This window comes from Bacillus sp. FSL K6-2819 (genome assembly GCF_038008305.1).
Taxonomy (GTDB): domain Bacteria; phylum Bacillota; class Bacilli; order Bacillales; family Bacillaceae; genus Bacillus; species Bacillus amyloliquefaciens.
Genome location: NZ_JBBOYV010000001.1, coordinates 3,379,613 through 3,400,128, shown reverse-complemented (window position 1 = coordinate 3,400,128; position 20,516 = coordinate 3,379,613). Strand labels below are relative to the sequence as shown.

Genomic DNA, 20,516 nt, shown 5'->3' with positions numbered 1-20,516 from the left:
AACAGCCCAAAACGTATCGGTTTTGGGCTGTTTTGTTACAGGCTTTTTTTCTGTCGGGGAAGCTGTTTGCTTAAATGCATCAAGTCCTGCAGAATATGGGTGCTGCTGCTGTCCAGCAGCACTTTTATATATTGAATATCATGGGAAATGGGAAGTGGGGCTGCCTTGATCTGTTCCAATTCAGCCAGCATTTCACTGTTCATTCTTTTCTGTTCGCGAATTAATTTTCGCAGACTTTCTTCCGTCACTTGGTCGTTTCCGGGATCTTTCTCCATTGTATGTCCTCCTTGCATACGGTCAGGCTTTGTTACATATTGTAATGGGTTCGGGGAAAAGATTCTATAGTGAGATCCCGGAAATCCAAAATTATGTATAACGAAGCATGTCCTTAGCATGAAAATGAAACCCGCCCATTCGTCATACGTATGTATAAGGAATGGTTTTTTACATGACAGCACAGGGAGTGTTTTTATTGAATCGAAACCAAGCGATTATCGCATCAATCTGTTATTTCAGCGTGTTTCTCGCGCCGCTCATTCTTCCGATTGTGGCTTACTTTGTCGTTGATGAAAAAGAGACGAAGCGGCATGCCATGCGCGCCCTGATTTCTCACATCATTCCGTTTGCGGGATTGTTGATTGTGATCGCCGGCGTTGTCGGCGGAGTGATTACGGCTCAGGGGGAGAGTATGGTTCCGTTTTTTGTTATGATAACAGGAGCTGCTGTTTATTTTCTGATCCTCATCGCAATGGTCATTTGGAATATCGTGCAGGGAATTAAGGTATTACGCCAGGTGTAAGAAAAGTCGGGGGAGGAGTTTTGTATGAAGCAGGAAAAAGAACGGATTTTAAAGCTTGTGGAAGAAGGCAGGCTGACGGCGCAGGAAGCTCTGACGCTCATTGAAAAACTTGATCACGAATATAAAGAAAAAGAAGAACAGATCACCGCATTATCAACAGAGGTCCAGGAACCCGCGGAAGATTTCGAAAGCGGGACAAAAGGAAGCCAAAAACCCTCGATCGGGGCTAAGCTGTTCGATTGGATTGATTCGGCCGTCAAAAAAGTGAAGGAAGCGGATCTCGATCTGAATTTCGGCCATGCACACGAAGTCCAGCATATTTTTCAATTTAAAGACAGTGAGTTCTCGGCCATTGATATGCAGATCGCAAACGGCAGCGTCAATATCGTGCCTTGGGCGGATGAAGATATCAGAGCCGAATGCCAGGCGAAAGTGTACCGGGCGGACAGTCAGGAGGCGGCACGCACCGCATTTCTTCAGCACATTGAATGTGAAGTGAAGGGCAATAAGTTTTTTGTCCGCACAGAAAAGAAAACGATGAAAACCAATGTGACGCTTTATGTTCCTCAGAAAGAGTACGATAAGATAAGAGTGAAGCTGTTTAACGGACCGATCAGAGGGGAACATTTACATGTAAAAGAATTCTCAGCGAAAACGACAAACGGCGTTCTGTCATTCTCTCATTTGACGGCTGAGAAAGCGTCGGCGGAAACGGCTAACGGACAAATCAAGCTGGCCGGACACCAATGCGGCACGATTGAAGCGGAAACGATTAACGGCTTGATTGATTTGCGCGGATCGAGTGAATCCATTGACGTCCAAAGTTTTAACGGCAATATCATGCTTACCGTGACTGCGCCGCATTGCCGCTCCATCTACACGAAAACGACTACCGGAAACGTGGAAATCGCCCTGCCTGATGACGCGGCGGTGAAAGCGGAGCTGAAAAGCAATCTCGGCTCTCTCAGCCATGAGCTGATTGATGCGGAGATTTTAAAGGAAAAGAATGATACCATTCAAAAAGAACTGATGCTGGCATCAAATCAAGGCCATGATCAGCATCTCTCGATTTTCTCAGAATCGTTAACAGGGGCCATTAAGCTCAAGCATACTCAGAGGTGATTTGGATGAAAAGACTTTACCGTTCAGAAAAAAACCGTAAAATCGCCGGTGTCGTCGGCGGGTTGGCGGAGTACATCAATATGGATGCATCGCTTTTGCGCATCATAACCGTTGTATTAGCGCTTGTCACGAGCGGAATCGTGCCGATTGTATATATTATCTGGTGTTTTGTTGTACCTTTAGAAGGAGATTTGAAATAAATGATCAAATGGGCAGTCAGCATTTTAGTAAATGCTTTATTATTAATCGTTATTGCGGGATATTTTGATTCCGTTCATATCAGCAGTATCGGCGCGGCTGTCATCGCAAGTGTGATTCTTTCTGTGTTAAATGTGCTGATCAAGCCGATCATCATTATATTGACATTGCCCGTCACGGTTGTAACCCTCGGCCTCTTTCTGTTTGTCATCAACGCCATCACGCTGATGATGACCGCTGCCTTGATGGGAGACAGCTTTCAGATTGACGGGTTCGGCACCGCCATTTGGGCATCCGTCGTGCTGTCCGTTTTCCACTTGCTGATTCAAAAAGGCATATTGGAGCCGCTTAGAAAAAGATAAAAAAAGAAGCTGTCCCCAAGGGGGGCAGCTTTTTTATGTGCGGTACATAAGCGGCCGCCTCCTGACGCAACATAATGCATAGGGAGGTAATGAGATGAAACTTGTGATGACGCTCTTTTTTCTGATTGGTTTGCTTTGTGTGAGTCCTTCTGCGGATGCGGCGCGCAAAGAATCGGCAATCCCCGTGAATCAGCAGGAATTCGGACAGCCGCCTCATTACATACCGCTTCTGGAGAATCCTCCCCAAATAGAAGTAAAGGCGGAAATGAAAAGAAACCTGTTCATACAGGCTCATGTAAAGAATGCCGACTATCAAGCATTTTCGGCGTTTCTTTTTTATAAACAAAGTAATGAGCTGGGATTTAAGATGGTGCCGATGGAGCCCGCTCCAGGTTCAATCCAGCTGTTTACGGCACAGGTTTCAAAACGGGATATCTGGAATGGAGAATTGGAATATTACCTCGTTTTCACCAATGGCAGACAGAGGGCGGAATCGGAGAAAAAGCGGCTGAAGCTTGACGGCTATCAAGCCGATTTGAATCATATTCCCGAGCTGATGATTACGGAACTTGCCGTTGATACGAAAAATGAAGACGGCGCGGATGCCTATGAATTTATCGAGGTGTATAACACGACGGACAGACCCATCCATTTTAAGGATTATCACATCCGCTACCGCTATCCGAAGGAAGGGCCGGAGTCAGATATGATATGGAGGCCGAAAGAAGATACGGTCATTCCGTCAGGCGGCGCTTATGTGTTTTGGCTGAGACGCGCCGCATCAGAACTGACGATAGATGATTTCAACCGCTACTACGGAACACAGCTGAAGGAGGGAAAACATCTCGCCGTCATCGAGGGGACGGACGGAATGTCCAACGACCGGCCGAGGACGGTGGTGCTGTCGGCAAATACCGGAAAAACCATCGCCTCAGCGCACTATCGAAAACACGCGTTCCGCCGGCTGACTTCTTTGCTTTATAAATATCCGCTGAACGGAACGGGAGAATTGCTGAAGATTTCCACGAGCGAACATAAGCCGTCACCGGGATTCGTTTTTCAGGCGCAGATTCCGCAGCAGAAAAGGGTGATCAAACCGGACAAGGAAAAACCGGTCATTGAAGACCTTACAGACAGAAAGCCGGTCCGGCCCGCTGAAAGCATCGAATTAAAGGCTGACATACGGGACAAAAACCTTGTCAAAACAGCCGCGTTTTATTACAGAACCAATGAGAAAAAACCATTTAAACGAATTCTGGCTGAAAAAGACCGCAACGACAGGTTATATCGTCACATTCTTTATTCCCCGGAACTGCTCGGCCAGGATCAGCTTGAGTATTACATCGCAGCCGGTGACGGAGAAAATGAAGCAAAAACGCCCGTCAAGATGATTGACATTAAACAGACGAGCAAATCACACGGACTCAGGATGAACATTGAACCCGAAGATACGATATCCGGCACCTATCTCCTCAAAGCGACATCCGACGTCAGCGCTGATAAGATCAAGCTGTGGATTGACGGCAAGCTGCAGGAGACCCGGCCTGCGCTGGAAAAAGAAGTTTACTTCGCTTTCGATGCCCGGAAAACGAATCTTTATTTCCAAAACACCGTCATGATGGAAAACGAGGTGCTGCACATTTTTGACGATCCGGCACACCGCTACAGAACGTACTCGGTGCTGCTGCCGGAACGTCTGCTGCAAAAAGGGGGCAAAACACAGAAAGTCTCCATCCGTTCGGGCTCCAAGGTTTCTCCGTATGACACAGGGGAGAATCGGGATGATTTTATCGTGAAAAATGCCCGCCTGGTGCTTTCAGACGGAACGGTGATCAAAAACGGGGGGCGGGATCCGGCTGAGCAGCTGTTTATCGGTGACGGCAAGCGGGCGAATCAGCGCATGACCTTCTCATTCAGCCTGCCGGATCATTTGTTTACGTCGCGGCTTCTGCCATGGAATACGGTGAAGCTTTCTGAAGGGCATCACCACATTTTTGTGAGCGACGGTGAAGAGCAGCTCAGTCAGTCTGTGCTGGTGGACAATACGGGGCCGAAGATTGTTCCGGGAATCAAAGAAGGCGCGACACTGAAAGGTAACTTTGAGCTGAAAGCGGACATCCGTGATAAATGGAGCAAAGTAGAAGAAGTGAAAGCGTTTTTGGACGGAGAAAGCATCACGCTCCCGCATCATACGTCATCAGCCGATCTTAAGCCCGGAAAGCACACCCTTACCATCACTGCGGCAGACCTTGCGGGAAATGAAACAACATCCGTCCGCACCTTCCACATCAAACGGGAGGAGCCGAATCAGCCGGAGTTTACCGGCCAAAAAACCGGCGCCCATAAAGCGAAGCTGTCCGTCCGGGTAAAAGATCCGACGAAGGATGAAATGAATTTATCATTTTACCGGGGCTTCCGTTATACCGCGCGGAATCCGGGCAGCGTGAAAGTGTATCAGCACGCCTCATTGACAGAACCGCCGAGAGGCATGAAAGAAAATGAAATGCCGTTTACACTGCCGGAAATGAACCGCATCTCGGCAAATGACGGAAAAACCGTCTCGACGGAAAACATGGAGCGTTTCCCTTATCACCGGTTTGAAGTGTCCGTTGACCCGTCTATTGACGAAACGGATCTGGCCGAGGCGGTCTGGAAAGGAAGCTCTCTGCCCGGCCGGAAGGTAACCATGTATATTTGGAATTACCGGACAAGCCGCTGGCAGGAGGCGGACAGCGTCCTTGCCAAAAATAAAAAGCCGTTTACGTTAAAAGCCGCCGTGTCCGCAGCCGATGCGGTGAAGAACTCAAAAATGAATGTCATCGTGCAGGATCAAATACCGGCGAAAGGCAATTACTCATTTGTCTGGATGTCGGATACACAGTATTACGCACAAGGTCACCCGAACATTTTTGACAAAATGACGGAGTGGATCAAAGAAAATAAGGAAAAGCACAATATTAAATATGTCTTTCATACCGGTGATATTGTCGATGATTCGATGGTTATGAAACAGTGGAAAAACGCCGATCACTCCATGCGGACACTCGACAAGGCGGGGATTCCGTACGGAGTGCTTGCCGGAAATCATGACGTCGGCCATAAAGACGGCACATACCGAACCTTCGGGGATTTCTTCGGGAGCCGCCGTTTTGAAAAGAAAATGCATTATGGCGGGTCATACAAAAATAACCGCGGGCATTATGATCTGCTGTCGGCAAGCGGGAACGATTTTATTATGATTTATATGGGCTGGGGCATTACGGATCAAGAGATTGACTGGATCAATCAAGTGCTAAAGCGGTATCCGGACCGAACCGCCATATTATGCTTTCATGAGTATTTGCTTGTAAGCGGAAACCGAAGCCCGATCGGGGAGACGATCTATCAAAAAGTCGTCAAGCCGAATCGCAATGTGGCGATGGTATTAAGCGGCCATTACCATAATGCCATGAAAAAAACCGATGCCCTTGACGATGACGGAGACGGAAAACCGGACCGCCTCGTTCATCAAATTCTGACCGATTATCAGGACGGCCCTGAAGGGGGGCAAGGCTATATGCGCATTATGCAATTCGATCAGGCCGCCAATCAGGTTCACATGTTCTCCTACTCGCCGTATACGGATGACATCAATTACTATGACACCGATCTGTTCGCGGATAAAGATGAATTCTCGGCTGAAATGGATTTACAGCCGAAAATGAAAAAGGTAGCGACCGATTATTTTGAATGCAACGTCTATACGAATGAACTGCTCGGTCATAAAAAACACGTGAAAAGCGGAAAAACCGCGCATTGGGTCTGGGACGGCCTGCAGCCAGATTCCGTTTATTACTGGTACACCGTCGTCAAGGATCCGTACAACGGAAAAACAATATCGCCGATCTGGATGTTCAAAACGGGAAAAACGCCGTATCACCCGGCTCCGGATCAATTTGATTTTAAGCATGCTTCCAGCCCATAATGCGAATACCGCCTGCTGATTGCTCAGAACAAAATCTGACGGTCAGCAGGATTTTTTCTGTAACGCGAATGGCGGCGCACAACGGTGATAAGTGTTTTTGACTTTTTTATGTCCCTTTTCTATACTTAAAACCGATTGGTTTTCTTAATATGCAGGAGGAAACATAATGAACAGCAAAACCGGGACAAAAGAAAGAATTATTCAAGCCTCTGCATACCTTTTTCAAATTCAGGGATACCATGCGACAGGTTTGAATCAAATCATAAAAGAGAGCGGAGCGCCCAGAGGGTCTGTATATCATCACTTTCCGAACGGAAAAGAAGAACTCGCCATTGCAGCGATCAAACATACGGGAAGGTGCGTTGAAAAGCAAATACAGAATAGTATGACTCAATTCGCGGATCCTGTCGAAGCCATTCAGCACTTTATTCATGTAACGGCTGAACAGTTTAATGATCCGCAGAATATTGAGGGAGTGCCGGTTGGTTTGTTAGCGGGTGAGACAGCTCTGATAAATGAAACGTTAAGATGCACATGTGTTGAGGTGTTTAAACAGTGGACGGATGTGTTCGCGGAAAAATTTCTTCAGCACGGATTTGAGCAAGAGGAAGCGGAGAAGCTTGGAATGACAATCAACTCGATGATTGAAGGCGGGATTATGTTTTCACTGGCTCACAAAAACAAAGAACCGCTGCTGCTGATTTCAAAGCAGGTTCCATATCTTGTCCGAAACAGAGGGTAGCATTTTGTTACCCTTTTCTTTATAAAAATAGATACCAGAACCCCAGCCTCTCCGTTTTGACAGAGTCATAGAGAATTGATTTGAAAATGGCAGATCAAAAAAACATCTCCAACCCGAAACGGTTGGAGATGTTTCATTTCACCCTGTCCATATAATGCACGAATGTGTAGCGGTCGCCTCTGTATGCGGATTTGACGTGCTCAAAGGCAGTGCCGTCCTGCAGATAAGTGGTCCGCTTTATATAGAGGACGGGCGCGCCGGGCTGGATGCCGAGCAGTTCCGCTTCTTCTTCGGAAGCGGCACCCGGTTCAAGCTCTTGTTTGGCGCGTGAGATCGGCATCTGATTGTACGCTTCGATATGCTCATACATGGATGACTGAAAATGGGAGGCGTCCAGTTTTCCTGCCTTGTCAAACGGGATGTACGAGGCTTCAATCGCCATCGGGATATCATTCGCCAGCCGGACGCGGATGATTTTATGAAGCGTTGCCTGATGGCCGCATCCTAAAATAGAAGACAATTCTTCAGTCGCCTGAATCAGCTGGTATTCGGCAAGTCTGCTCCCCGGCTTCATGCCTCGGCTCCTCATATCTTCCGTAAAGCTTGTCAGCCCTTGGAGCGGCTGTTCCATCTTCAGTTTGCTGACGAACGTTCCCCGGCCTTTCTGCCTGTATAAAAATCCTTCATTCACCAAATTGGAAAGCGCCTGGCGCACCGTCATTCGGCTGATGCCGAATTGTTCAGCGTATTCCCGCTCCGACGGAAGCAGCGCATCCGCTTTCAGCTCGCCGTTTTTGATTTGTGTTTTCAACTGTTCCATAATCTGAAAATAAATCGGAACCGGAGATTGTTTATCAATCTGCATAGGTCAAATCCTTTCAATCGCCGCCCGCAGCCTCTTCATCAATCAAGACCGTCACATCCGGGTGTGCGTGCAGGGCAGAGGCGGGGAATGCTTCACTGACGCGTCCGTCCAGAAGCTGTTTCACCGCTTGGGCCTTGCTTTTTCCGGATGCCATGATCAAAATGCGTTTGCCGGACAAGATAGTCCCGATCCCCATTGTCACAGCTTTTTCAGGGACTTGATCGATTGACGGAAAGTACCGCGCATTCGCCTGTCTTGTCTCTTCATTCAGCTCAACGACATGGGTTCTGGATTCAAATGGCGTCCCGGGCTCATTAAAGCCGATATGGCCGTTGTGTCCGATGCCTAAAAGCTGAATATCCGCTCCGCCGAGTGTTTGAATTAATCGGTCATAGCGTTCGCATTCAGCATCAAGATCGTCTGCCCGTCCGTCAGGGAGAAAGTGGCGGTCCTTTCGGCTGTCGATATGTGCAAAAAAATGTGTATTCATATAATAATGATAGCTGTTTTTGTCCTCGGGAGAAAGTCCGGCGTATTCATCAAGATTGATCGTCGTGATATCCCGGAATGACAAACCTTCGGAGCGGTGCCTCCGCACAAGTTCTTTGTATACGCCTTCGGGGGTGCCTCCCGTCGCAAGGCCCAGGACGGCATCCGGCTTTTGTTTGACTGTTTCAGCGATAATCGCTGCGGCTTTTTCACTTAATTCTTCATAATGTCTGCATGTGATGATGTTCATGCCCAATCAGCCTCCTTTGAAATATATGCGGTGTTTCCGCGGCAAATGGATGCCAGCACGCCGCACTGTCCGTCCGTCAGTATAACGTCGGCGTCTTTTCCTTCCGCAATGCTTCCTTTGCGGTCAAATATGCCGAGGCGGCGGGCTGCATTTGCCGACGTCATATTTGCTATATCCAGCCATGAACAGTTTGTAAACCTGCGCATGAGCGCTGCGCCTTCATTCATTTTTAAAATGGAACCGGCCAGCGTCCCGTCAGGAAGAAGCGCCGTGTTCCCGCGAACGGTGACTTTTTGTCCGCCGAATTCGTATTCTCCGTCCTTCAGCCCTTTTGCCCGCATGGAGTCTGTAATCATCACCAGGTTTTGGCTTCCTTTCGCCAAAAAGGCAAGCTTTACGGCTAAAGGATGGGAATGAATACCGTCAGTGATCAGCTCCGCCGTGATGCGGCCGCAGGCGAGAGCCGTACCGATGCCCCCCGGCTCACGGTGATGAAAGCAGCTCATGGCGTTGAAGAGATGCGTCATATGCAGCGCTCCGGCATCCGCCGCTTTTTCTAAAAGATCGGCTCCCGCGTTTGTATGTCCCATTGAGGGGATGATGTTCCGGTCTTTTAAATAACGGATCAGGCTGAAATCAGGATCTTCTTCCGGCGCAAGCGTCACAATTTTGATCAGCCCTCCAGAAAGATGTTCCCATTTCTGAAAGAGCCCGGTATCGGCCGGGGTAATCCATTGTTTCGGCTGTGCTCCCGCCTTTTCCGGAGAGACGAAAGGCCCTTCTAAATGAATCCCGATCAACTCAGCGCCTTTATGCGCCTGAGGTGAAGATGCCGTCCATTCTTTGGCGTTTTCGAGCGCTTTTTCAATATTTTCGTGCTGCTGTGTAATTGTTGTCGCTAAAAAAGAGGTTGTTCCTTCTTCGGGCAGCCGGGCGGCCATTGTATCAAGCGCCGCGAAATCGGCATCCATCGTATCCGCGCCGTATCCGCCGTGAATATGGATATCAATCATTCCGGGAAGCGCATACGTGCCCTCGGGCGCCTTCCATTCCTTCTCATACGTTTCTTGCGGTCTTGTTTTACCCGCGTAAGAAATGATGCCGTCTTTTATGCCGAGAAATCCGTTTTGGATGATTTCATCTTCTGTTACGATGTCCGCACCGCTGATTAACAAGCTTTCAGCCACTTTAAAACACGCCTTTCTGGTTAGTTGTTAGTTTTATTTTACTCCTTTTCAGACTAGTTATCTAGACCAGTTATCCCGGAATTGTATAAATCTGTTTTGGTTCAGACGGTAAAGTGATAAAATATAACTGTTCAAAGCTCGGAACATCCCAGAACAGGAGGAACATATCTTGGCAAAGGTTCGGACCAAAGACGTAATGGAGCAGTTCCATTTAGAATTGATCAGCGGAGAAGAAGGAATTAACCGCCCGATTACGATGAGTGATTTATCACGGCCCGGTATTGAAATCGCCGGTTATTTTACATATTACCCGAGAGAACGGGTGCAGCTTTTAGGAAAAACGGAGCTGTCATTTTTCGATCAGCTTCCTGAGGAAGATAAAAAACAGCGGATGGAATCGCTGTGCACCGATGTGACGCCGGCTATCATACTTTCCAGAGATATGCCGATTCCGCCGGAGCTTGTAGAAGCGTCCGAGAAAAACGGTGTGCCGGTGCTCAGATCGCCTCTGAAAACAACCAGACTGTCAAGCCGGCTGACGAATTTTCTTGAGAGCCGTCTCGCGCCGACAACCGCCATTCACGGCGTGCTCGTGGATATTTACGGCGTCGGTGTGCTCATTACGGGAAAAAGCGGCGTCGGTAAAAGTGAAACGGCGCTGGAGCTCGTCAAACGCGGCCATCGCCTCGTCGCGGATGACTGCGTCGAAATCCGGCAGGAGGATCAGGACACGCTCGTCGGGAATGCGCCTGATCTGATTGAGCATCTGCTCGAAATCAGGGGGCTCGGCATTATAAATGTCATGACGCTGTTCGGAGCGGGCGCCGTCAGAAGCAACAAAAGAATCACAATCGTCATGGACCTTGAGCTTTGGGAGCAAGGGAAACAATACGACCGTCTCGGGCTGGAAGAAGAAAAAATGAAAATCATTGATACGGAAATTACAAAACTGACCATTCCCGTCCGCCCGGGGCGAAATCTCGCCGTTATTATCGAAGTTGCCGCGATGAACTTCAGATTGAAGCGGATGGGCTTAAATGCCGCCGAGCAATTTACGAATAAGCTGGCGGATGTCATTGAGGACGGCGAACAAGACGAATAGGAGTTGGCAATGATATGAACGAAGCAGGTACACCAATCAATCCGATTGCCTTGCAGCTCGGGCCTTTATCCGTGCACTGGTACGGAATCATTATCGGTGCGGGTGCGTTATTAGGGCTTTGGATGGCCATGAGGGAGAGTGAAAAGCGGGGGCTGAAAAAGGACATTTTTATTGATCTTGTTCTTTTCGCCATTCCGATCGCAATCATTTGCGCGCGGGCATACTATGTGCTTTTCGAGTGGAGTTATTACTCGGAACACCCCGGGGAAATCATTAAAATTTGGAAAGGCGGCATCGCCATTCACGGCGGATTAATCGGCGCGATCGCAACAGGCATCGTCTTTTCAAAAGTAAGAGGCATTTCATTCTGGAAGCTCGCGGATATTGCCGCACCGAGTATTTTGCTCGGCCAAGCCATCGGACGCTGGGGGAACTTTATCAACCAGGAGGCTCACGGCGAAGCGGTCAGCCGTTCATTTTTGGAAAGTCTGCACCTCCCGGATTTCATCATTAATCAGATGTACATAGACGGACAATATTATCACCCGACTTTTCTGTATGAATCGCTGTGGAGCTTTGCGGGAGTCGTGATTCTGCTTCTGCTCCGCCGCGTGAACCTGCGCAGGGGCGATCTGTTTTTGACGTATATTATCTGGTATTCGATCGGCAGATACTTTATTGAGGGAATGCGGACGGACAGCCTGATGCTCACGAGCCAGCTTCGGATCGCGCAGGTTATTTCCATTGTGCTGATTGTTCTTGCGATTATTTTAATGATTTTCAGACGTGTGAAAGGGTATGCCGAAAAGCGGTATGCGGATACAGACTGACGTCTGAAATCGGAAAGGACATAAGATGACTGATAAACGTTTAACCGCCATTTTATTCGATCTCGACGGCACGCTGGTTGACACGAATGAACTGATTATCGCTTCTTATCTTCATACGCTTGATCATTATTGCCCGGGGCAGTATAAACGGGAAGATGTGCTTCCGTTTATCGGCCCGCCTCTGTACGAAACGTTTTCAGGCATTAATGCCGAAAAGTGCGATGACATGATCAACATGTACAGAGCATTCAACCATGAAAAGCACGATGAGCTCGTCACGGAGTACGAAACGGTTTATGAAACGCTTGATGAATTGAAAAAAGCGGGCTATCAGCTCGGTATTGTCACCACAAAGCTGAGGGATACAGTCAATATGGGATTGAAGCTGACAGGCATCGGGGCGTTTTTCGATACTGTCGTCACGCTTGATGATGTAAAGCACCCGAAGCCTGACCCCGAGCCTGTGAGGCTTGCGCTCAGCCGGCTGGGGTGCGATCCGTCGGAAGCCATGATGGTCGGTGACAATTATCACGATGTCATGGCGGGGAAAAACGCCGGCACGAAAACAGCCGGCGTCGCGTGGACGATTAAGGGCGCACAGGCGCTTTCCGCTTATGAACCCGATTATATGCTTGAGAAAATGAGTGATTTATTGCACATCACCGGAGTGAAGTAATCAGTGAGAAAAACAGACCGCCATCCGGTTTCAGGTGCAAATTCATTGTGGCATGTTTATCAGACGGTTCCCTTTCTGAAGGTGATGAAAAATTTCATCATCATTCAGATCGCAAGGTATACGCCGTTTCTAAGCGTGAAGAACTGGCTGTACCGCACCTTTTTGAAAATGAAGGTCGGAAAACAGACGTCATTCGCGCTGATGGTAATGCCGGATATCATGTTTCCCGAAAAAATCACTGTCGGAAAAAACAGCATCATTGGCTACAATACGACGATTTTGGCTCATGAATATTTAATACATGAGTACCGGACCGGTTTTGTCACAATCGGTGACGAGGTGATGATCGGGGCAAACACAACGATTCTGCCCGGCGTTACCATCGGGAACGGAGCCGTCGTATCGGCCGGCACGCTTGTACACAAAGATGTCCCGGCCGGGGCGTTTGTCGGAGGAAACCCGATGAAGCTGATTTATACGGACGAAGAAATGAAAAAACGAATGGGAAACCCCGCTGATTAACGTCAGCGGGGTTTTTTTAGGACTTGATCACAATGGCCTGGCTGCCCATCTGCTTCCAGGCTTTTTCGAATTCAGTCCGGTCAGTTTTTCTGTTTTTATAGCCATAAGGGTCATTGACGTATACATAATCGTGATCATAACCGGTGACGGCTACGCTGTGCATGCTGTACGTAATGTCGACTTTTCCGTTCGGCGTATTCCAAGTCTGCATATTATCAACCGGTTTGAAGGAAGTGGTGATAATCACCCAGACCGGCCGTCCTTTTTCAAGCTGCCGGTACACTGAAGAAATGTCTTTTCCCGTAAGGTCATATACTTTGTTTCCCGCGTACTTTTTGGCAAGTTTATCAATCGGCTCATGATAAACGCCTAAACCCGGGCCGTTCTCCATGTCTCCGGCGAATCCTTCGTTCGGATCTCCTTTCAGCCCGCTGCTGTATGTGAGCGGAACCGTATTGATTTGATCCGCCAATGTATTTTTTGATACATGATATCCGGCATTATTCAAAATCATAGCAAGGCTTGTTACCTCACAGCCATTGTACAGTCTGGGTGAATCCATCTGTCTGTACAGAACGACATTCAGTGGTGATGCGCTCCCTTTTAATGGTGTTTTCTCATCAGGCTCGTCAGACTGCTGATTGAAAAAATTCAAATGGATATCGTTTGTATAGATGTTGTACCCCAGATAGACAAGGACGGCTGTCAGAATCAGCACACATAATGTTCCAAGCGTCTTCATGATTACTCTCCCTTGTTTCTGATGAAGCTATTTAATGTATTATAGCATTTCTGTTCAACCTGATTGGATTGTTCCGATATGTTTACAGATTTATTCATGATTTAGTCATGATTATGGGAAAGAATAGGAGGACATTGGGCGTTGCAATCCGTTCTTTTATCTGCTAACATATTATCATATTAGCGAACTAAAGGATTCGGAATTTTTCTTCAGAAAAAGCGGGGGTGCTAAAGGGAATGTTTATGTTTGAGAAACCGCATGGCATGAGAGATACGCTGCCCGGTTTATACGAAGCAAAGAAGAAAGTCCGTTCCACACTAACGGATTTAATTGATAAATGGGGTTATCAGTTTATGGAGACACCGACTCTTGAATTCTATGAAACAGTGGGTGCCCAGTCAGCCATTGACGAACAGCAGCTGTTTAAGCTTCTCGATCAGGACGGAAAAACGCTTGTGCTTCGGCCTGACATGACCGGACCGATTGCCAGGGTGGCGGCGTCTAAGCTGCACAAAAACAATCATCCGCTCAGAGCGGGGTACGCGGCAAGCGTCTACCGCGCTCAGGAGCGGGAAGGCGGACGTCCGGCTGAATTCGAACAGGTCGGCGCGGAGCTGATCGGCGATGGATCAACAAGCGCGGATGCCGAGGTGATTGCGCTCGCGGCCGGCGCTTTGAAAAACGCGGGATTGCGCCAATTTAAAATCGCGATCGGCCATGCCGGGCTCGCAGATGAGCTGTTTGTCGAGGTTTTGGGAAATGCCGAGCGGGCGGATGTTCTGCGGCGCTTTCTCTTTGAAAAGAATTACGTGGGGTACAAAGAACATGTCAAGTCGCTTCCGCTTTCTTCAATAGACAAAAGCCGGCTGCTCGGACTTCTGGAATTGCGCGGCGGAAAAGAGATCTGCGCCAAAGCGGGGGAGATCATCGGCATCTCCGGGCAAAGCGTGATTCAGGAGCTGGGAGACCTGTGGGACATTCTTGAAGATTACGGGTGTGCCGAGCATATTCGCCTTGATCTGAACATGGTAAGCCATATGAGTTACTACACGGGGATTTTATTCGAAGTGTACGCGGCAAATGTCGGGTTTGTCATCGGAAGCGGCGGCCGTTATAACAATCTTCTCGGCCATTTCGGCAGCCCTGCTCCCGCCACGGGCTTCGGGCTCCGTATCGACAGGCTGATTGAAGCGCTCGGCATCCGGGGAGAAACAAGTGATGCGGACGCCGTTATTTTCAGCAAGGAGCAGCGGCCGCAGGCCATTTTATTCGCGGAGGAAGAAAGGGCAAGAGGCAGAAAAGTCGTCCTGCAGGATTTGGCGGGCATTGAAAATATCGATCATATGACAAAATCATTCGCAAACGTCACCTACTTTATCGGTGCCAGAAAGGAAGAGCAGAATGGGTAAGGTACTCACAATGGCTATGCCAAAAGGACGGATATTTGAGGAAGCGGCCGGATTGCTGAGGCAGGCCGGATACAGGCTGCCCGGGGAGTTTGAAGAATCGAGAAAATTGATCATCGACGTTCCGGAAGAAAATCTCCGCTTTATTCTGGCAAAGCCGATGGACGTCACGACATATGTCGAGCATGGCGTCGCTGATGCCGGTATCGCCGGAAAGGATGTCATGCTTGAAGAAGAGCGTGACGTATATGAGGTGCTCGATCTGAATATCAGCAAATGCCATCTCGCCGTTGCAGGGCTTCCGGGAGCGGATTGGAACGGAGTCGCTCCGAGGATTGCGACAAAATATCCGAATGTTGCGTCAAGTTATTTCAGAGAACAGGGCGAGCAGGTGGAAATCATTAAGCTGAACGGTTCCATTGAGTTGGCGCCTTTAATCGGGCTTGCTGACAGAATCGTGGATATCGTATCAACAGGGCGGACATTAAAGGAAAACGGTCTCGTAGAGTCGGAACATATTTGTGACATCACATCGCGTTTTATTGTCAACCCGGTCAGCTACCGCATGAAGGACGATGTAATCGACGAAATGGCGGCCAGGCTGGCAAGGGTTGTGGAAGGAGACACGGCAAAATGAAAATAACCGCAATAAAAAAAAGCGAGCGGTTTTCACTGAAGCGTTCTATTGACAGCGGAACCGAAGAGCAGCGAAAAACCGTCAGAGCGATTATTGAAGACGTCAGAAAAAACGGCGACAAAGCCGTTTTGGCCTATACAAAAACATTTGACGGGATCAGCCTGGACCAGATGGCGGTGAGCGGGGACGAAATCGCCGAGGCGTACCGTCTGCTTGATGATCAGCTGCTGGAAGTGATCAGGCAGGCAATTGCCAATATTAAAGAATATCACGAGCGCCAGCTGCAATCCTCTTGGTTTTACCACCGCAAAGACGGCACGATGCTCGGACAGAAAATAACGGCGCTCGATTCCGCGGGCGTATATGTGCCGGGCGGGACGGCCGCTTATCCGTCCTCCGTTTTAATGAATGTCATCCCCGCTCTTGCTGCGGGAGTGGAGCGGATCGTTCTCGTCAGCCCTCCGGGAAAAGACGGCCGCCTTTCGCCGGGCGTTCTGGTTGCGGCGTCTGAGCTCGGGATAAATGAAATTTACAAAGCGGGGGGCGCACAGGCGATTGCCGCGCTCGCTTACGGAACGGACACGATACAGCCTGTTGATAAGATTACGGGCCCCGGCAATATATTTGTGGCACTCGCGAAGCGCGAAGTCTTCGGTGATGTGGATATTGACATGATTGCCGGTCCCAGTGAAATCGTGGTCCTGGCAGACGATACGGCGGTGCCGCAAGAAGTCGCCGCTGACCTGCTTTCACAAGCCGAACACGATATGCTCAGCTCAAGCGTGCTTGTCACCGATTCAAGGAAGCTTGCCGAAGCGGTATCCGATGAGGTGGATAAACAGCTTCAGACGCTGCCGCGTAAAGAGATCGCCGAAGCGTCGATCATGGATCACGGGCGCATTTATATCTCGGAATCGATGGAGGATGCGATAGACACGGTGAACGCGCTGGCGCCCGAGCATTTAGAAATCATGACGCATTCGCCGGAGGCTTTGCTTGGAAGCATCAGACACGCGGGAGCGATTTTCTTAGGACGATACAGCGCTGAACCGGTGGGAGATTATTTTGCCGGACCGAATCACGTTCTGCCGACAAACGGCACGGCACGGTTTTCAAGCCCGCTGAATGTCACAGATTTTCAAAAGAAATCGAGCATCATCTCTTACAGCAGGAAGGCTTTTGAATCCCATGCGGACAGCATTGCCGCCTTCGCGAGACTGGAAGGGCTTGAAGCGCACGCAAAATCGATTGAAGCGAGAAACGGAGGAAGTGACCGATGAGAAAAGCGGAACGCGCCAGAAAAACAAATGAGACGGATATTAAGCTGGCTTTCGGGATAGACGGAGAAGGAAGAGCAGATATCAGCACGGATGTGCCGTTTATGACCCATATGCTTGATTTGTTTACAAAGCACGGGCAATTCAATTTAACCGTTGATGCAAAAGGCGATACGGAAATAGATGATCACCACACGACTGAAGATATCGGCATCTGCTTAGGGCAGGCTCTTTTGGAAGCGCTTGGTGATAAAAAAGGCATCAAACGGTACGGATCAGCGCTTGTGCCGATGGACGAAGCGCTCGCCCAAGTTGCCGTAGACCTGAGCAACCGGCCGCACCTTGAGATGCGCGCTGCATTTCCGCAAGCGAAAGTCGGCACGTTTGATACCGAGCTTGTACATGAATTTTTATGGAAACTGGCGCTCGAAGCGAGAATGAATCTGCACGTGATCGTTCATTACGGTACGAATACCCACCATATGATAGAAGCCGTGTTTAAGGCGCTTGGCAGAGCGCTGGATGAAGCGTCATCCATTGATCCGCGGGTTAAGGGTGTACCATCAACGAAAGGAATGCTGTAAATGATCGGTGTAATTGATTACGGAATGGGCAATTTATTCAGCGTGTCAAAGGCGCTGGAACGCGTCGGCGTCCCGTATCTCGTATCAGACCGGCCGGAAGAGCTGGAAAAAGCGGATGCTTTTATTCTTCCCGGTGTCGGATCGTTCAGTGACGCCATGGACAATTTACACAGCATGAAGCTTGATCGATTCATTCACCGCATGGTTGAGGAGGGGAAGCTGCTTCTCGGCATCTGCCTCGGCATGCAGCTTATTTTCGAAAAAAGCAGCGAAAACGGCACTGCAAAAGGACTTGGCTTATTAGCCGGAAAAGCAGTGAGACTAAAAGACAGGGACGCTGAAGGAAACAAGCTGAAGGTGCCGCATATGGGCTGGAATCGGCTGACGTTTCACCAAACGTCTCCTTTGCTTTCAAAAGCGGAAGAAGGCTTCGTTTACTTTGTCCATTCCTATTATATAGACGGGATGGAAGACGGAGATCTTCTGGCAAGTGCCGAGTACGGCGTTCGAGTACCCGCGGTCGTCGGGAAACGCAATGTCTTTGGGACGCAGTTTCACCCGGAAAAAAGCGGCTCGGCCGGAATGGCGATCCTAACACAATTTACAAAAATGGCAGCGGAACAGAAGGTGAAGAAATGAGCGCTTTTACATTATATCCGGCAATCGATATGAGAAACGGCAAATGCGTCCGGCTCATCCAAGGTGATTACGGCAAGGAAACAATATACGGAGACTCGCCTTTAGACATGGCGGCGCAATTTGCAAAAGAAGGTGCGGAATGGATTCATCTTGTGGATCTTGACGGCGCGAAAGCAGGCAAGAAAGTAAATGACCGGCATGTTCTTGACATCGTGCAGCAGCTTGATGTCAAAGTCGAGATCGGCGGCGGCATCCGTTCTGAAGCAGACGTGTACGGTTACTTATCACAAGGCGCCGATCGTGTCATTCTCGGCAGTTCGGCCGTTTCTGATCCGGCGTTTGTGAAAAGCATGCTGAAACAATACGGCGGGAAAATCGCCATCGGTCTCGATGCGAGGAACGGGTATGTCTCGACGGAAGGCTGGCTGGAAACATCCTCCGTAAGAGCGGCCGATCTGGGCCGTGAATTGGCTGTGGAAGGAGCGGAAACCTTCATTTTCACGGATATTGCAACTGACGGCATGCTGTCAGGACCGAACATTGAAAGCACCGTCCAGCTCGCAAAAGCAACGGGAAAAACCGTCATCGCTTCAGGCGGGGTCAGCTCAGTCGCTGATCTAAAAGCGCTGGCCCGCTACAAAGACGCCGGTGTATCGGGAGCGATTATCGGAAAAGCGCTGTATACTAAACAATTTACATTGGCCGAAGCGCTCAGCGGGGTGAGGGACGCATGATAACGAAACGAATCATTCCGTGTCTTGATGTGAAAGAAGGACGCGTGGTCAAAGGCATTCAATTTCTCGGGCTGAAAGATGCCGGCGATCCTGTCGAGCTGGCTGAAGCATATGACAGGGAGGGCGCTGACGAGCTCGTTTTTCTCGACATTTCCGCTTCTCATGAAGGCCGCAAGACGATGACAGACGTCGTTGAACAAGTTGCTGCAAAACTGGCAATTCCGTTTACGGTCGGCGGCGGAATCAATCAATTAAGCGATATGAAACGAATGCTTCGCGCCGGCGCTGATAAAGTATCCGTTAATACAGCGGCCGTCCTCCGGCCCGAGCTGATTACGGAAGGGGCGGACTTTTTCGGCTCGCAATGCATCGTAGCGGCGATCGACGCAAAGTATGACGAAGACTCGGGTTGCTATAAAGTGTACACACACGGCGGCAGAAAGAAAACCGAGTGGGAAGTCACAGCCTGGGCAAAAGAAGCCGTCAGCCGGGGTGCGGGTGAAATCTTGCTGACAAGCATGGACGCAGACGGAGAGAAAACGGGCTTTAACCATACGCTCACAAAGCTTGTTACACGTGCCGTCCCGGTGCCCGTCATTGCGTCAGGGGGAGCCGGCAGCGCGCGCCATATGCTTGAAGCGTTTACGATCGGTGAAGCGGACGCCGCGCTTGCAGCTTCAATATTTCATTACAAAGAAACATCGATAAAAGAAGTGAAAGATTATATGAAGAAACACGGGGTGAATGTGAGATGAAACGGGCAGATGAACTGCGGTTTGACGAGGCCGGACTGATTCCCGCCATCGTACAGGATGCGGCAAGCAAAGAAGTGCTGACACTGGCTTATATGAATCGTGAATCATATGAAAAAACGATAGAAACGAAAGAAACCTGGTTTTACAGCCGTTCACGGCAGGAGCTGTGGCATAAAGGAGCGACGTCGGGGAATACCCAAAAGGTAAAAGCTATCCGCTATGATTGTGATCAAGACGCCCTTGTCGTGCTGGCGGAGCCTTCAGGACCCGCATGCCACAAGGGAAGCTACAGCTGCTTTACTCCGGAAAAAGCGGACGTGCAGGATCGTTTCGGCATCTTAAATGAACTGGAAAGCGTAATCGCCAAACGGCAGACGGAGATGCCTGACGGGGCTTACACAACGTACCTGTTTCGGGAAGGTGTCGATAAAATCCTCAAAAAAGTCGGCGAAGAAGCCGCAGAGGTTATTATTGCCGCGAAAAACCGCGATCATGAAGAATTAAAATGGGAAGCGGCGGATTTGCTTTATCATTTGCTCGTTCTATTGCGAGAGCAGTCGCTTCCTCTGGACGACGTGCTTGCCGTCCTTGCGAAACGCCATTCGTCATCTGAGTAAAACAAACCTCACGGAGA

The 20,516-nt window shown here is 49.3% G+C and carries 23 protein-coding genes; 18 read left to right on the top strand and 5 right to left on the bottom strand.

Features of this window, described 5'->3' with window-relative positions; all coding sequences use genetic code 11:
- Positions 1 to 35 precede the first annotated feature (35 nt).
- Positions 36 to 275, bottom strand: coding sequence for a hypothetical protein (locus tag MHH91_RS17800; protein ID WP_014471080.1), 240 nt, complete (start codon positions 273 to 275; stop codon positions 36 to 38).
- A gap of 197 nt (positions 276 to 472) precedes the next feature.
- On the opposite strand from MHH91_RS17800, the gene MHH91_RS17795 reads away from it, so the two are divergent.
- The 6 genes from MHH91_RS17795 (at position 473) to MHH91_RS17770 (ending at position 7,187) form a co-directional block, all read left to right on the top strand.
- Positions 473 to 799, top strand: a complete 327-nt coding sequence (locus tag MHH91_RS17795) for a hypothetical protein (RefSeq protein WP_025649342.1) — start codon at positions 473 to 475, stop codon at positions 797 to 799.
- Between the two features lie 24 nt (positions 800 to 823).
- Positions 824 to 1,921, top strand: a complete 1,098-nt coding sequence (locus tag MHH91_RS17790; protein WP_013353753.1) for a DUF4097 family beta strand repeat-containing protein — start codon at positions 824 to 826, stop codon at positions 1,919 to 1,921.
- Between the two features lie 5 nt (positions 1,922 to 1,926).
- Complete coding sequence (locus MHH91_RS17785) at positions 1,927 to 2,121, top strand: PspC domain-containing protein (protein WP_003151448.1); 195 nt, start codon at positions 1,927 to 1,929, stop codon at positions 2,119 to 2,121.
- The gene (locus MHH91_RS17780; protein ID WP_013353752.1) at positions 2,122 to 2,481 is read left to right on the top strand and encodes a phage holin family protein; all 360 of its coding nucleotides are present in this window, start codon (positions 2,122 to 2,124) and stop codon (positions 2,479 to 2,481) included.
- Positions 2,482 to 2,575: 94 nt separating this feature from the next.
- A complete protein-coding gene (locus MHH91_RS17775) occupies positions 2,576 to 6,445 on the top strand; it encodes a metallophosphoesterase (RefSeq protein WP_014472299.1) in 3,870 nt (1,289 codons plus the stop codon).
- A gap of 166 nt (positions 6,446 to 6,611) precedes the next feature.
- Positions 6,612 to 7,187 carry a TetR/AcrR family transcriptional regulator gene (locus MHH91_RS17770; RefSeq protein WP_013353750.1) on the top strand — a complete coding sequence of 192 codons (576 nt, stop codon included), beginning with the start codon at positions 6,612 to 6,614 and terminating at the stop codon, positions 7,185 to 7,187.
- Between the two features lie 133 nt (positions 7,188 to 7,320).
- On the opposite strand, the gene MHH91_RS17765 is transcribed toward MHH91_RS17770, so the two are convergent.
- Genes MHH91_RS17765 through nagA form a run of 3 tightly spaced genes read right to left on the bottom strand, consistent with a single transcriptional unit; the run spans position 7,321 to position 9,978 of the window.
- Positions 7,321 to 8,052, bottom strand: a complete 732-nt coding sequence (locus MHH91_RS17765; protein ID WP_013353749.1) for a GntR family transcriptional regulator — start codon at positions 8,050 to 8,052, stop codon at positions 7,321 to 7,323.
- Between the two features lie 13 nt (positions 8,053 to 8,065).
- Positions 8,066 to 8,791, bottom strand: a complete 726-nt coding sequence (nagB, locus tag MHH91_RS17760; protein ID WP_013353748.1) for a glucosamine-6-phosphate deaminase — start codon at positions 8,789 to 8,791, stop codon at positions 8,066 to 8,068.
- Positions 8,788 to 9,978, bottom strand: a complete 1,191-nt coding sequence (gene nagA / locus MHH91_RS17755) for an N-acetylglucosamine-6-phosphate deacetylase (protein WP_014471078.1) — start codon at positions 9,976 to 9,978, stop codon at positions 8,788 to 8,790. The genes nagB and nagA overlap by 4 nt, the downstream gene beginning before the upstream one ends.
- Positions 9,979 to 10,147: 169 nt before the next feature.
- Between nagA and hprK the strand changes: the two genes are divergently transcribed.
- The 4 genes from hprK to MHH91_RS17735 are packed head-to-tail and all read left to right on the top strand — an operon-like array spanning position 10,148 to position 13,108.
- The gene (gene hprK / locus MHH91_RS17750; RefSeq protein ID WP_013353746.1) at positions 10,148 to 11,080 is read left to right on the top strand and encodes an HPr(Ser) kinase/phosphatase; all 933 of its coding nucleotides are present in this window, start codon (positions 10,148 to 10,150) and stop codon (positions 11,078 to 11,080) included.
- 14 nt (positions 11,081 to 11,094) lie between these two features.
- Complete coding sequence (gene lgt / locus MHH91_RS17745) at positions 11,095 to 11,910, top strand: prolipoprotein diacylglyceryl transferase (protein ID WP_013353745.1); 816 nt, start codon at positions 11,095 to 11,097, stop codon at positions 11,908 to 11,910.
- Between the two features lie 25 nt (positions 11,911 to 11,935).
- Positions 11,936 to 12,586 carry a pyrophosphatase PpaX gene (gene ppaX, locus MHH91_RS17740; protein ID WP_340978311.1) on the top strand — a complete coding sequence of 217 codons (651 nt, stop codon included), beginning with the start codon at positions 11,936 to 11,938 and terminating at the stop codon, positions 12,584 to 12,586.
- Positions 12,587 to 12,589: 3 nt separating this feature from the next.
- Positions 12,590 to 13,108, top strand: a complete 519-nt coding sequence (locus tag MHH91_RS17735; RefSeq protein ID WP_013353743.1) for an acyltransferase — start codon at positions 12,590 to 12,592, stop codon at positions 13,106 to 13,108.
- 16 nt (positions 13,109 to 13,124) lie between these two features.
- Here MHH91_RS17735 and MHH91_RS17730 read toward each other — a convergent pair whose 3' ends face one another.
- Positions 13,125 to 13,850 carry a C39 family peptidase gene (locus MHH91_RS17730; protein ID WP_013353742.1) on the bottom strand — a complete coding sequence of 242 codons (726 nt, stop codon included), beginning with the start codon at positions 13,848 to 13,850 and terminating at the stop codon, positions 13,125 to 13,127.
- A gap of 236 nt (positions 13,851 to 14,086) precedes the next feature.
- Here MHH91_RS17730 and MHH91_RS17725 point away from each other — a divergent pair, with 236 nt between their 5' ends.
- From MHH91_RS17725 to hisIE, 8 genes are read left to right on the top strand one after another with little or no spacing between them, the layout of a single operon-like run.
- Positions 14,087 to 15,259: an ATP phosphoribosyltransferase regulatory subunit gene (locus tag MHH91_RS17725; protein ID WP_013353741.1), complete on the top strand. Its 1,173-nt coding sequence runs from the start codon at positions 14,087 to 14,089 to the stop codon at positions 15,257 to 15,259.
- Positions 15,252 to 15,893, top strand: coding sequence for an ATP phosphoribosyltransferase (hisG, locus tag MHH91_RS17720; protein ID WP_013353740.1), 642 nt, complete (start codon positions 15,252 to 15,254; stop codon positions 15,891 to 15,893). The genes MHH91_RS17725 and hisG overlap by 8 nt, the downstream gene beginning before the upstream one ends.
- A complete protein-coding gene (gene hisD / locus MHH91_RS17715; RefSeq protein ID WP_013353739.1) occupies positions 15,890 to 17,173 on the top strand; it encodes a histidinol dehydrogenase in 1,284 nt (427 codons plus the stop codon). Before hisG ends, hisD begins: the two co-directional genes overlap by 4 nt.
- On the top strand, positions 17,170 to 17,754 hold the full coding sequence (gene hisB, locus MHH91_RS17710; RefSeq protein WP_013353738.1) for an imidazoleglycerol-phosphate dehydratase HisB: 585 nt from the start codon (positions 17,170 to 17,172) through the stop codon (positions 17,752 to 17,754). Before hisD ends, hisB begins: the two co-directional genes overlap by 4 nt.
- The gene (hisH, locus tag MHH91_RS17705; protein ID WP_013353737.1) at positions 17,755 to 18,393 is read left to right on the top strand and encodes an imidazole glycerol phosphate synthase subunit HisH; all 639 of its coding nucleotides are present in this window, start codon (positions 17,755 to 17,757) and stop codon (positions 18,391 to 18,393) included.
- Positions 18,390 to 19,127, top strand: a complete 738-nt coding sequence (gene hisA / locus MHH91_RS17700; protein WP_013353736.1) for a 1-(5-phosphoribosyl)-5-[(5-phosphoribosylamino)methylideneamino]imidazole-4-carboxamide isomerase — start codon at positions 18,390 to 18,392, stop codon at positions 19,125 to 19,127. The genes hisH and hisA overlap by 4 nt, the downstream gene beginning before the upstream one ends.
- Positions 19,124 to 19,882, top strand: coding sequence for an imidazole glycerol phosphate synthase subunit HisF (gene hisF, locus MHH91_RS17695; RefSeq protein ID WP_013353735.1), 759 nt, complete (start codon positions 19,124 to 19,126; stop codon positions 19,880 to 19,882). Before hisA ends, hisF begins: the two co-directional genes overlap by 4 nt.
- Positions 19,879 to 20,499: a bifunctional phosphoribosyl-AMP cyclohydrolase/phosphoribosyl-ATP diphosphatase HisIE gene (hisIE, locus tag MHH91_RS17690; RefSeq protein ID WP_013353734.1), complete on the top strand. Its 621-nt coding sequence runs from the start codon at positions 19,879 to 19,881 to the stop codon at positions 20,497 to 20,499. The genes hisF and hisIE overlap by 4 nt, the downstream gene beginning before the upstream one ends.
- The last annotated feature ends 17 nt before the right edge of the window (positions 20,500 to 20,516 follow it).

Excerpts from the sequence above, each read along its gene's own strand:
- MHH91_RS17770 (WP_013353750.1), top strand. The coding sequence starts at position 6,612 with ATGAACAGCAAAACCGGGACAAAAGAAAGAATTATTCAAGCCTCTGCA.
- MHH91_RS17800 (WP_014471080.1), bottom strand. The coding sequence starts at position 275 with ATGGAGAAAGATCCCGGAAACGACCAAGTGACGGAAGAAAGTCTGCGA.
- MHH91_RS17725 (WP_013353741.1), top strand. The coding sequence starts at position 14,087 with ATGTTTATGTTTGAGAAACCGCATGGCATGAGAGATACGCTGCCCGGT.
- MHH91_RS17790 (WP_013353753.1), top strand. The coding sequence starts at position 824 with ATGAAGCAGGAAAAAGAACGGATTTTAAAGCTTGTGGAAGAAGGCAGG.
- MHH91_RS17780 (WP_013353752.1), top strand. The coding sequence starts at position 2,122 with ATGATCAAATGGGCAGTCAGCATTTTAGTAAATGCTTTATTATTAATC.
- ppaX (WP_340978311.1), top strand. The coding sequence starts at position 11,936 with ATGACTGATAAACGTTTAACCGCCATTTTATTCGATCTCGACGGCACG.
- hisG (WP_013353740.1), top strand. The coding sequence starts at position 15,252 with ATGGGTAAGGTACTCACAATGGCTATGCCAAAAGGACGGATATTTGAG.
- MHH91_RS17775 (WP_014472299.1), top strand. The coding sequence starts at position 2,576 with ATGAAACTTGTGATGACGCTCTTTTTTCTGATTGGTTTGCTTTGTGTG.
- nagB (WP_013353748.1), bottom strand. The coding sequence starts at position 8,791 with ATGAACATCATCACATGCAGACATTATGAAGAATTAAGTGAAAAAGCC.
- MHH91_RS17785 (WP_003151448.1), top strand. The coding sequence starts at position 1,927 with ATGAAAAGACTTTACCGTTCAGAAAAAAACCGTAAAATCGCCGGTGTC.
- lgt (WP_013353745.1), top strand. The coding sequence starts at position 11,095 with ATGAACGAAGCAGGTACACCAATCAATCCGATTGCCTTGCAGCTCGGG.
- hisD (WP_013353739.1), top strand. The coding sequence starts at position 15,890 with ATGAAAATAACCGCAATAAAAAAAAGCGAGCGGTTTTCACTGAAGCGT.
- hisB (WP_013353738.1), top strand. The coding sequence starts at position 17,170 with ATGAGAAAAGCGGAACGCGCCAGAAAAACAAATGAGACGGATATTAAG.
- hisH (WP_013353737.1), top strand. The coding sequence starts at position 17,755 with ATGATCGGTGTAATTGATTACGGAATGGGCAATTTATTCAGCGTGTCA.
- MHH91_RS17730 (WP_013353742.1), bottom strand. The coding sequence starts at position 13,850 with ATGAAGACGCTTGGAACATTATGTGTGCTGATTCTGACAGCCGTCCTT.
- MHH91_RS17765 (WP_013353749.1), bottom strand. The coding sequence starts at position 8,052 with ATGCAGATTGATAAACAATCTCCGGTTCCGATTTATTTTCAGATTATG.
- hisF (WP_013353735.1), top strand. The coding sequence starts at position 19,124 with ATGATAACGAAACGAATCATTCCGTGTCTTGATGTGAAAGAAGGACGC.
- hisA (WP_013353736.1), top strand. The coding sequence starts at position 18,390 with ATGAGCGCTTTTACATTATATCCGGCAATCGATATGAGAAACGGCAAA.
- hisIE (WP_013353734.1), top strand. The coding sequence starts at position 19,879 with ATGAAACGGGCAGATGAACTGCGGTTTGACGAGGCCGGACTGATTCCC.